General features: G+C 42.9%; 1 protein-coding gene. It reads right to left on the bottom strand.

The window, feature by feature from the left end:
* The coding region (locus KIU71_RS18180) for a transposase (protein WP_390881951.1) at window positions 1-179 on the bottom strand (179 nt) is incomplete at its 3' end.
* Between the last annotated feature and the right edge of the window lie 441 nt (window positions 180-620).

Here is a 620-nt window from a genome sequence, read left to right as displayed (position 1 = left end):
CAACGCGCTTGCCCCTGCTTAGCTTCCCGCACCCAGCGAAACACCTGATTCGTATTAATATTATTTTCTCTGGCAATAATGGAAACTGAACGTGGTGAGGTTGTGGCTGGTTTGACGATATCCATCTTCCATTGTGGTGTGAATGCGCGTCGTCTTACTGGATCAACTTGAATGTCCAAGGATTGAGATCCTGTTATAAGTTTGCTATCTCAATAGCTTGCCTTATCTGCCGCTAGATTTAAGGTGTGTTTGCCGTACGGTTACTAAAATAGAGCCCTTGCCAATTCAAGTTGAGGAATAACAAGTTTGGGGGCTGCGCCTCGGTCTATTACAAACGCATGCTGCGCAGACTCTTTCTGTTTTAAAGATTCTGCTGAACCTGTGTAGGGAAACTCACTTAAGGTACTGTGTCGAAGGATTTCATGATTTCGGAATTTATGCCGCCCTCGTTTGGCGTAACTTTCTGATAATACTCTTTGATTAATTATTTTTCCTCGGTACAAAGCAGGGACGTTAGAAAATGCGGTCGCATGAAAATTATTTTGAGGTGGTTTAATTGAATTGACCAGTCCAGTTAAGGATATAATCAACCCTTAGCTGGAGAGAGTAAATGGCCGAAA

This window comes from Alteromonas oceanisediminis (assembly GCF_018474025.1).
Lineage (GTDB): Bacteria > Pseudomonadota > Gammaproteobacteria > Enterobacterales > Alteromonadaceae > Alteromonas_E > Alteromonas_E oceanisediminis.
The sequence above is the reverse complement of the archived record's forward strand: the minus strand, read 5'-3'. Positions and strand labels throughout refer to the sequence as shown.